Below are 11425 nucleotides of genomic sequence, written 5' to 3'. Positions count from 1 at the left end.
GGTTCTTAAGCTTTCAATAATTTCTCAATTGTTGATCTCATCTCTTGAGGATTTGTTTGAGGAGCAAATCGTTCAATAACTTCACCATTTTTATCAATAATAAATTTAGTAAAATTCCATTTTATTGATTTTAACCCCATAATACCAGGAGCTTTTGAGCTTAAATATTTAAATAGTGGATCTGCTTTGTCACCATTTACATCTATTTTTCCAAAAACAGGGAAGGTTACACCAAAATTCAATTCACAAAAACTTTGAATTTCTTCATTTGAACCTGGTTCCTGATTCATAAATTGATTACATGGAAAACCAAGAATTTCTAATCCATCTTCTTTATATTCTTCATATAATGCTTGTAAATCTTTATATTGAGGAGTATATCCACATGCACTTGCAGTATTTACAACAATCATCACTTTGTCTTTATAATTCGAAAGAGATACATCTTCGCCCTTGCTATCTTTTACTTCAAAATCATAAATACTCATTTCACATTCCTCCTACTTCCTTATAATGTTAATAGTAATTATTTTCCATCAAAAAGTCTATTCTAATTACTATATTTTGAAAAAAACCTTCAAACCTATTAGTATTTAAATTATAGTTTAATTAAACTAATTTCTTCACCTTTTTAACTAATGAATGGAGGTAAGAGTATGCAAGATTTAGGCTTTAATACATATTTAATTGATTTATATGATTTATCGTTTCAGGAACGAACGGGTAGCTATATTATTTTAGATGAAGAAGTTACAATCATTGAAACAAGTGCAAGTCCTTCCCATGAGTATTTAATAAAAGGTTTAAAAGAGCTACAAATTTCATTAGACAGAATTAAAAATGTTATCGTAACACATATTCATTTAGATCATTCAGGTGGCGCTGGCTTACTAATGGAAAAATGTCCTAATGCAACTCTTTTTGTACATCCAAAGGGAGCAAGGCATTTAGAAGATCCGACAAAATTAATTGTGAGTGCAAAACAAGTTTATGGTGATGATTTTGATCGTTTGTTTAACCCAATTCTTCCAATTGACTCTACTAAAATTTATCAGGTAGCCGATGGTGAGGAGCTTGTTATTGGTAAAAATCGTAAACTAACATTTTTACATACTCCAGGTCATGCTAATCATCATATTTCAATTTTCGATTCTTCTAGTAAATTTATGTATACAGGAGATACATTAGGAATTTATTATCCACAGCTTCAACAGGAAATGGGTACATTTATTTTACCATCGACATCACCTAATCAATTTTCATACGAAGCAACGCTAAGTTCATCTAGAAAAATTCAAGAGTATAATCCAGCCGCTATTTGCTTCGGTCATTTTGGATTAACTAGAGATACAAATTTCGTATATGAGTCTTTAAAACTATATTTAGATCGTTTTATAAAACTAACTGCTACCACGATTGAAGAAAATAAAGAAAAACCTTTTTATGAGAAAAGCAAGATTCTGTCAGCAGCATTATACAATGAAGTAAAGCAAGATCTTCAAAATAAGAATATAGATGAGAGTCACCCAGTTTTCCAGATTATTAAGTTAGATTTGGAAGTTTCATCTATGGGATTAGTACTGGCAATGGGTCAAAATTAACAAAATAAAAACTTCAGTCATTTGGCTGAAGTTTTTCAAGCTGTTGAAAAAGAAATTTGTCAATTAATTATAAGAATTTATCACTGATAAGTAAATTGTGTGATATTGATTTCCACTACAGGGTGCTCGCTTTCCATGGGGCGAGACCTGAGCCTCCTCGGCGCCGCCTGCGGGGTCTCAGCCTTCCCGCTTCTCCCATAGGAGTCGAGCACCCTTTCGTTCCAATCAAGTTCTTTATAAAAAAATAATAATCTTAGGAACAAAAGAATAGTTGATTGAACGAATGAATAGCCCTTTATTAATCAAATTTAAGTGATATGTTACAGACGACTTACACAACTTTACAAATATTCATTATCAAAAAATGATATTTGTAATTATAATAACATTAATTAAGTTTAATTTTTGCAAGTTAGTTAAACATCAACAAAAAAACACTTGTCTATCAATAAGATGGCAGTTAGATCAATATAAAATATACTATTTTTTCATTGAAATTGATAAATGTTCTTATTATTCAAAATTGACTACAATATATTTCAACACTTTAAAAAACTTCAGCCATTTGGCTGAAGTTTTATTTATTTTTTAATTTTTTTCATTGGTTTATTTTTGCTTGAAACAGTTTTTTTATTTTGATTTGAAACTGGTTTCGTTCTTTTTTCATTTGATTCATTTTCATTCAGTTGTTTTTCTTTCATTTCGACTTTTTGTATTTCACCATGTGAAACCATTAAATGTTCAAAAAACAATTTTTGCGTTCCTCTTAAGCTAAATAGATTCTTTTTCTCTCGAGGTGTTACCAGATTTATGACAGTACCTTGTTTACCCATTCTTCCTACACGGCCACTTCGATGAGTATATTGTTCAACTTTTTCTGGTACATCAAGTGTTATGACATATGGTAACTCTTGTAAATCAATTCCTCGTGCTGCTACGTCTGTAGAAAATAGTAAAGTAGTTTTACCAATTTGAAGATCTTTTAACACTCGGCTTCTTTCCATTTTCCCTAGTTTTGAATGTAGTACCGCTGTTTTAATTCCTCTAAAATTTAATTTAGAAGCGAATCCTTCAAGTTTAAATGGCTCATTACTAAATACGATTGCTTTCATATTTGGAACAGATCCAATTCTTCGAAGTAATTCTAACTTCTCTCTTTCTTCACAAGGAATAAACCCATGAATTATATTTCCTTCCAAGCTTTGTTCAATCGAAATTTCTTTTAGATTTGAACTTGTTTCTTTTGCAAATTGCATTGCCCCCGGTGTTATTGTTGCAGATAAAAATATTAGTTGGCGATCTTTCATCGTTGCTTTGACAATTTGCGGTAAATCTTTTTGATCATCTGTTTTTAATAATTCATCTACTTCATCAAAAACAATTGTCTTAACACAATGCATTTTTAATTTTTTCTGTTTAATTAATTGTGAAATTCGACCCGGTGAACCAACGATAATTTTAGGTTTCTGTTTTAATTTTTCGATCTGACGTTTAATATCAGCTCCACCAACAATTGAAGTTGCCTTTATATTCGTATTTTGTGTATAGTCTTGAACAACCTGAAAAATTTGCATTACAAGTTCACGAGTTGGAGCCATGATAATAATTTGAGGATTTTCTTCCATTTCATCAACCTTATTAATCAAAGGTAAAACATATGCAAGAGTCTTACCAGTACCTGTCGGAGATTGCGCTATGACATCGTTCCCATCTAAAATTGCTGGGATTGCTTCTTCTTGAACTGCTGTCCATTTCGTAATATTATTTGCTTTTATTTTTAAGATTGTTTGTTCTGCTAATTGAAAATGTTCCATTTAAATCTCCTTTAATATTTGCTCATCGTACCATTGTAACATTATTTCTGTAATATGTACCAATTCTTCTATTAGATCGAAGTCATCTTCAGTCATTTTATTTTGAAATTTTATGTTTACTGACGATTCAATGATATTTTTATCTAAAATAGAGTGTTTAATGTTATAAATTGGAGTGAATTGCTCATCTGTCTTATTTTGAAATAAAAGTAGACTTCTTTGAATGATTTCGATTTCTAATGGTTTAGGAAAGGAAAATTCAATTTCAATATAACATCCTACTTCAGTATTTCCATTAATTAATTCATTATATAAATCACTAGCTGTTGTACTCATTGAAAATGTGCAACTTGTTGTCTTAGTCGACTTGTTTAATTTTTTAAATTGAATTGAGAATAACCGATCCATTTTGGAAAGATTAACAAAGTCATTTCGATCAATGATTTCATATTCTCCATCTAAATCTTTGTCATATATGAGCCCTTCTATTACAACCTTCATATTATCAAAAGCGGTCGGATCAAACATTATATAAACTCCTTTAATCTATAGATTCCTGAGTTCGCTTATTTTCTATTATGTATCATAATAAACAAACCACACAAAAAATAATCCGATAAAATCCACTTGCTTCAATTTTATCGGATCAATTTTTATTTAATTATCTCAAATTGGCTATTATAAAGATTTGCGTAGAAACCTTCTTTTTCCATTAACTCATCATGCGTACCTTGTTCAATAATATCGCCATCCTTCATACAAAGAATCAAATCTGCATTTCGAATAGTCGAAAGGCGATGCGCAATCACAAAACTTGTTCTTCCTATCATTAAATTGTCCATTGCTTTTTGAATGAGTGCCTCAGTTCTCGTATCAACACTACTTGTTGCTTCATCTAAAATTAATATTTCAGGATCTGCCAAAATTGCTCGAGCAATCGTGATTAACTGCTTTTGACCTTGCGAAATATTATTCACCTCTTCGTTAAGAACCATATTGTATCCATCTGGCAAAGCTCTAATAAAGTGATCAGATTGAGCAGAAATAGAGGCATTTTTAACTTCTTCATCCGATGCATTAAGTCTTCCAAAACGGATATTATCTGCAATTGTACCATTAAATAGCCAAGTATCTTGTAGAACCATTCCAAATAATGCTCTAAGTTCATCCCTTTTAAAATTCTTTATGTTATGTCCACCGATTGTGATTTCCCCACTATTAACATCGTAAAACCGCATTATTAAATTTACAATTGTTGATTTACCAGCTCCTGTTGGCCCAACAATTGCAATTTTTTGGCCAGGTTTAACGACTAAATTAAAATCATGAATAATTATTTTTTCAGGTGTATAACCAAAAGCCACATGATTAAAACGAACATCACTTGTAACTTCATTGTGTTTAATTGATAAGGCATTTGTTACTTCAGGTACTTCTTCTTTCTCTTCTAAAAATTCAAATACTCTTTCTGCGGCAGCTGCTGTTTGTTGAAGTATATTTGAAATATTAGCAATTTGTGAAATTGGCTGCGTAAATGAACGGACATACTGAATGAAAGCTTGAATTCCTCCAACTGTCATTGATCCATTTGCAGTAAAATATCCACCTAATATACAAATAGCAACGTAGCCAATGTTTCCAATAAAAGCAGTGATCGGAATCATAAGTCCTGATAGAAAATTCGCTCTCCACGCCGATTTATATAACTCATCATTATACTCACTAAAAGCTCTTGTAGATTCATCTTCACCACTAAATGCTTTTACTAAAACATGATTTCCTAACATTTCTTCTACATGTCCATTTACTTTTCCTAAATATCTTTGCTGGTTAATAAAATGTTTTTGAGATTTTTTTACGATCATCATGACAAATACCAAAGAAAGAGGTAATATACATAGCGCTACTAAAGTGAGTTGCCAGCTAATCGAAATCATCATAATTGTTATACCAATAATCGAGGTAATCGAGGTAATTATTTGCGTTAAACTTTGGTTTAATGTTTGATTAATTGTATCAACATCATTTGTTATTCTAGAAAGAACTTCACCGTGACTAGTTTGATCAAAATAGCTTAAAGATAATTTATGAATTTTATCATTTATATCACTTCGAAGCTTATAAGTTACCTTCATCGTAACACCACTCATTACATAGCCTTGAAAATATGCAAAAAGTGAGCTTAATAAATATAAACCGATTAACCATAAACCAATTACACTTATTTTTCCAAAGTTAATTTTTCCACTACCGCTAATTTGTTTCATGACACCAGAAAAAATTTCATCTGTCGCTTTCCCAAGAATTTTTGGTCCTAGTATTGTAAATACAGTTGAAACAATTGCTAGTATAAAAACAAAAATGATTGTCTTTTTGTGCGCTCCTAAATAACTCATCAATTTTGCCAACGAACCTTTCAAATCTTTCGCTTTTTGACCTGGTGCCATTGGAATATTTCTTCCAAACATTTGACCGGGCCCGCGACCCCCGCCCTGATTTTGAAATGTATTTTTATTAGAATTGCTCATGCTAATTCCTCCTTGGATAACTGCGATGAAGCAATTTCTAAGTATTCTGGGCAATTTTTCAGAAGTTCTTTATGAGTTCCTTTGCCTACAATCCTGCCATTATCTAAAACAACAATATGCTCTGCATTCATGATCGTATTTACACGTTGGGCAATTATGATCATCGTAGTCGATTCTATATCTTCATTTAATGCTTTTCTTAGCGCAAAATCCGTCTTAAAATCAAGCGCAGAGAAACTATCGTCAAAGATAAGAATTTCGGGTTTTCTTGCTAAAGCCCGAGCGATCGAAATCCTTTGTTTTTGACCACCTGAAACATTATCTCCACCTTGAGAAATTTCAGCATTAAATCCCCCTTCTTTTTGAGAGATAAATTCACTAGCCTGAGCAATTTGGGCTACTCTTTCCATTTCTTCATCAGAAATATTTTTATTTCCATATTTTAAATTAGAAGCAATTGTCCCTGTTAGTAATAGTCCTTTTTGAGGTACATACCCTATTTTAGTGCGTAAATCCTTTTGCTTTACTTCCCTTAGATCTACACCATCAACTAAGACTTCCCCTTTGGTAACATCATAAAAACGTAATATTAAATTTGCAATTGTTGTTTTCCCCGAACCGGTTGGACCAATAATGGCAGTTGTTTGTCCTGGCTTTACAACAAATGAAATATTATTAAGTACATCATTTTCAGCACCTTCATATCGGAAACAAACATTTTTAAATTCAACAAATCCTTTTTTCTCTGCTTCAAAGTTTTTATGAAACTCTGGATCGATAATTGATACTTCAGTAGACAATACTTCTGAAATACGTGTAGCAGAAACAGCAGCTCTAGGAACAAGGATAAACATGATTGAAATCATTAAAAATGCTGTGATGATTTGCATTGCATATTGCATAAATGCGATCATATCACCTACTTGCATATCAGATTTAGCAATTTGATGTGCACCTACCCAAATAATTAACAGTGATGAACCATTCATAATCAACATCATTGAAGGCATCATCATTGTCATAATTCGATTGACAAATAAATTAGTTTTCGTTAATTCGCTGTTTACCTCTTGGAATCGCATTTTTTCATGTGAAGCATTTCCAAAAGCTCTAATCACCATCAATCCCGTTAAATTTTCTCTTGAAACTAGATTTAACTTATCTATTAGCTTTTGAATTAATTTAAACTTTGGAATAGCAACTGTCATGATTAGCATAATTAAAGAAAGTAGAACGATAACAGCTAATGCAATAATCCAGCTCATCGAAGCAGATTTATTGATCGCCATTATGATTCCGCCAATTCCCATAATTGGCGCATAACAGAGCATGCGTATCCCCATCATTAAAAGAGTTTGAATTTGCATTACATCATTTGTACATCTTGTAATCAGAGATGCCGTTGAAAATTTATCAAATTCATTGTTTGAAAAGCTTTCAATTTTTTTGAAAACATCTTTACGTAAATTCCTAGCAACACCTGATGCAATCTTCGAGGACAAAAAGCTGACTAAGACTGTTGCTATTCCTCCAAGTAAAGCGATCGCAATCATAATTAAACCAATTTTAACGATATATAAACTTCCTATTTTATGTAAATTAACCCCTAATTCAGTATAAAATGCTTTCGTCATCATAATACCACTTTGAGTTAGTAAGGTTTTATCCGATGAAATAGCTTTATTATGCGCATGTATTATCACATTTTTGGAAAGTTTATCAAACATTGGTTGCAACTCATATAGTTTTGTTAAATTAATCTTATTTGAACGTGGCGTACTACTAGTTTGTGCATGACTGACTTTTCCAGTAGATTCTTCTTGGATTATATTAATTAGAGTCCAAGTAGAAGCACCAAATAATTGATCAAGTTGTTTTTCTACATTTTTTTTAAAATTTTTCTTTACGTATATGTTCTGATCTGCCTTTTTGTAAATACTTATGTATGTTTTTCCTTTGGAGTTTTTATCAGTTGTAGATATTAATTCATAATTTGTCATTACAATTTCTTTTTCTTTATCTGTCATAAAGGTAGTCATTAGTTTCATACCTTTTTGACTAATTGCATCTGGAGCGACATGTAATATACCATTTTGCTGAATACCATTGTTTACGATTTCGGACATAAAGTTAGGTAAGTTCAAATCACACATGGCCTGACCAAATAAGAATAATATAGCTAAAACTATACTTGTACTAAATGCTTTTAAATATTTAGCTAACTTAATCAAATGAGCATCTCCCCTATTGTGATGTATTTTTACTCCGTAACAGTAACTCATACTGAAAAAACTCGCATCAAATGCGAGTATCTTTTCAGTATGTTATTAAGTTAATTAAAACAATCCTTTTGGACGGCCAAGTTCATCCACGTCCATATTTAATGCAGCCGGTTTTTTCGGTAAACCTGGCATAGTCATTACGTTACCTGTTAGTGCAACTATAAAACCTGCACCAATTGATGCTTTAAGTTCTCTTATTTCTACTTTAAAACCAGAAGGTCTTCCAACTAAACTTGGTTGATCTGATAAAGAATATTGAGATTTTGCCATACAAATTGGTAGGTTGCCCCAACCATTTTCATTAAATTCCAAAATTTGTTTTTTGGCTTTAGGAGAAATATTCACTCCGTCTGCGCCATAAACTTCTTTTGCAATTTTTTCTATTTTATTTTCAATTGAATCAGATAATTCATATAAATAATTAAATTTTTCCTTAGGATTTTTTAACATACTAACAAGTGATTCAGCCAGCTCTACGCCACCTTTACCACCATGTTCCCAAACTTCTGTTAAAACGATCTTAATGCCGTTATCTTGTCCCCATTGTTTTAATACACTTATTTCTTCCTCTGAGTCAGAAATAAATTTATTAATTGCTACAACAACAGGCACATTAAATTTGCGAACTGTTTCTACATGCTTTTCTAGGTTTTGAATCCCATCTTTAACTGCTAAAGCGTTTTCATTAGTCAATTCATTTTTATTTACTCCACCATGCATTTTTAATGCTCTAATTGTAGCAACAATTACGACTGCATCAGGTGTAACACCTAAGGCTCTAGTTTTGATATTTAAGAATTTTTCTGCTCCTAAATCTGCACCAAAACCAGCTTCTGTTACAACATATTCCCCTAATTTCATAGCCATTTTAGTTGCAATAACACTGTTACAACCATGAGCAATATTAGCAAATGGACCACCATGAATAATTGCTGGAGTGTGTTCAATGGTTTGAACAAGATTTGGTTTAATTGCGTCTTTAAGTAATAATGCTAGAGCTCCTTCAACTTTTAAATCTCCAACAGTTACTGGAGTTTTATGTATTGTATAGGCAACGACAATTCGTTTAAGTCTTTCTTTTAAGTCTTGAATTGATGTCGCTAAACAAAGAACTGCCATAATTTCAGAAGCAACAGTTATATCAAATCCATCTTCTCTTGGTACTCCTCCAGATGGACCACCTAAACCTACAACGACATTTCTTAAAGCACGATCATTTAAATCGACTACTCTCTTCCAAGTAATTCTACGCACATCAATTTCAAGTTCATTTCCTTGATGGATATGATTATCAATAAATGCTGCTAAAGCATTATTCGTCGTAGTAATGGCATGGATATCACCGTTAAAATGCAAATTAATATCATCCATCGGTAAAACTTGAGAATAGCCTCCTCCAGTTGCACCGCCTTTTACTCCCATTGTTGGCCCTAAAGAAGGTTCACGCAATGCAACGATTGCATTTTTGCCAATTTTGTGGAAAGCTTGTGCAAGTCCAACAGTTACCGTTGATTTACCTTCACCAGCAGGAGTTGGATTGATTGAAGTAACTAAGATTAATTTACCATCTTCATTTTTTTTTTAATCGGTCTAAAATTGATAATGACAATTTAGCTTTATAATGCCCATAGTTTTCAACTTCTTCATCAAAAAGATTTAAATTATCTGCAATTTCGGTTATTTTTTTCATTTCTGATTCAAAAGCAATTTCTAAATCTGACTTAACTTGACTCATTCAATCATCTCCAATTGCACTTCATTATAATCAAAATTATAGCACAATTTTACAAAAATTTCATTTTTAAAAATTCAAAATTCTTTAATCATATCATTCAAAATTACTAATACTTTCTACTTATCAATGGAATTCAAAGTTACATACTAAAGGTAAGGCATTAAAAGAAAGGAGTGTAATTATATGTATCGTCATAAAAAGCATAAAGAACATAAACGTAATCACAATTTACCAAAGGATCAAAATGAAGAATATAGTGCAGAGTTTTATCCCACAAGGAATGTGTTTTATTCGGAAACAACTTCAGATAAATCTCATGCCTCTGGAATTGTAATTGGATACGTAGCTCTATTTTTTTCACTATTTTCGTTATTTTTAATGCCTGTTTTATTTGGAATCGTAGGAATTGCACTTGGAATATACTCTGTAACTAAAGGTCATTCCACTTTAGGATATACAGCAATTGGATTTGGATTATTTTCGGTTATTGTAACTATTTTCTATAATTTATTAATTGTCTTAAGTGCAATACTTTAGAAATAAATTGAGGAAAAGCAAAAAAAGACCTTTTAGGTCCTTTCAGAATTCATCTACAAACTGAAAGGACCTAAAAGGCCAATTTAACTTCCCCCGCAAACGTTCACTTACTCCATTGTTCATCATCTTTCTTAAACTTGAACTACAGACCATTCGTCATCTTTTTTTGAATAAGTTAAATTTGCAATATGATTTGTGAGTTCACGATACTCTTCGACATTTTCTAAAATTTCATCTACGCCAGAATAAAAATCAACTCGGAAAATAGGGATTTCAATTACCTTTCTATTTTCGACTCTCTCACTTAAATCAATGATTAATCCATCTTCCATTAAAGGGTATAAAGTCAACATTAATTTAATATTGATTGGATTAATTTGTTTTGAACGATTAAATATATTTAAACTTCTTCTCTGAAGTTGTGTAATTTTATATGATATGACATTACATAGCATAAAAATAAAGTCATTAGTTCGTTTATAATAAACCTTTTGATACATTCCATCACTTATGTTCATGTATGCAAATGAATTGTTTAATCTTGGTACAAAAGGTTTTTGTAATGGTTCTTTTTTGTGAGCAAGATACAGTAATTCTGCAATTTCTTTAGGCTCTAGCTCATCTAAATCTGCTAATTCTTCAAAATCGATCCAACAAAGGTCATCATGTTCACTATGCTCTAATATAAATTGATTAATATATTCTCTTTCAACATAATAAAAAGAGGAATTTAAATTAAATTCGGACCATTGAATATCGTGTTTTAGCAAAAGAATGTTTTGAAGAGGAAAAGGAAGTCCTTGAACAAATTCTTTATAATTTATACCTGATGTTATAAAGCAATGATTATGGTTATCACCATAAATATAGATAATCTCCTTTATTGAATCAATTCCCGCCAACGATATTGCCACCTTTAATTTTTTTC

The 11425-nt window shown here is 31.4% G+C and carries 8 protein-coding genes and 1 pseudogene; 2 read left to right on the top strand and 7 right to left on the bottom strand.

Features of this window, described 5'->3' with window-relative positions; translation table 11 throughout:
• Window positions 1-5 precede the first annotated feature (5 nt).
• Window positions 6-488: a glutathione peroxidase gene (locus tag EP747_RS05010; RefSeq protein ID WP_129688778.1), complete on the bottom strand. Its 483-nt coding sequence runs from the start codon at window positions 486-488 to the stop codon at window positions 6-8.
• A gap of 168 nt (window positions 489-656) precedes the next feature.
• Between EP747_RS05010 and EP747_RS05005 the strand changes: the two genes are divergently transcribed.
• Complete coding sequence (locus EP747_RS05005) at window positions 657-1601, top strand: MBL fold metallo-hydrolase (RefSeq protein ID WP_129688777.1); 945 nt, start codon at window positions 657-659, stop codon at window positions 1599-1601.
• 581 nt (window positions 1602-2182) lie between these two features.
• Here the strand turns inward: EP747_RS05005 and EP747_RS04995 are convergent.
• The 5 genes and pseudogenes from EP747_RS04995 to EP747_RS04975 form a co-directional block, all read right to left on the bottom strand.
• Window positions 2183-3415, bottom strand: a complete 1233-nt coding sequence (locus EP747_RS04995; RefSeq protein WP_129688776.1) for a DEAD/DEAH box helicase — start codon at window positions 3413-3415, stop codon at window positions 2183-2185.
• On the bottom strand, window positions 3416-3943 hold the full coding sequence (locus EP747_RS04990; protein ID WP_129688775.1) for a hypothetical protein: 528 nt from the start codon (window positions 3941-3943) through the stop codon (window positions 3416-3418).
• A 125-nt stretch (window positions 3944-4068) separates the two neighbouring features.
• Complete coding sequence (locus tag EP747_RS04985; protein WP_129688774.1) at window positions 4069-5943, bottom strand: ABC transporter ATP-binding protein; 1875 nt, start codon at window positions 5941-5943, stop codon at window positions 4069-4071.
• Window positions 5940-8174, bottom strand: coding sequence for an ABC transporter ATP-binding protein (locus EP747_RS04980; protein ID WP_129688773.1), 2235 nt, complete (start codon window positions 8172-8174; stop codon window positions 5940-5942). The genes EP747_RS04985 and EP747_RS04980 overlap by 4 nt, the downstream gene beginning before the upstream one ends.
• Before the next feature lie 105 nt (window positions 8175-8279).
• Window positions 8280-9960 (bottom strand): annotated as a pseudogene (locus EP747_RS04975) (formate--tetrahydrofolate ligase).
• 183 nt (window positions 9961-10143) lie between these two features.
• Between EP747_RS04975 and EP747_RS04970 the strand changes: the two are divergent.
• Window positions 10144-10497: a permease gene (locus tag EP747_RS04970; RefSeq protein WP_097979382.1), complete on the top strand. Its 354-nt coding sequence runs from the start codon at window positions 10144-10146 to the stop codon at window positions 10495-10497.
• 131 nt (window positions 10498-10628) lie between these two features.
• Here the strand turns inward: EP747_RS04970 and EP747_RS04965 are convergent, their stop codons facing one another.
• Window positions 10629-11399 (bottom strand): oxalate:formate antiporter, encoded by a 771-nt coding sequence (locus EP747_RS04965; RefSeq protein ID WP_129688772.1) that lies wholly within the window; start codon window positions 11397-11399, stop codon window positions 10629-10631.
• Between the last annotated feature and the right edge of the window lie 26 nt (window positions 11400-11425).

Origin of the sequence: Gottfriedia acidiceleris (assembly GCF_004138285.1) — a bacterium.
GTDB classification, from domain to species: Bacteria; Bacillota; Bacilli; order Bacillales; family Bacillaceae_G; genus Gottfriedia; species Gottfriedia acidiceleris_A.
This window is presented reverse-complemented; position numbering and strand designations above follow the sequence as displayed.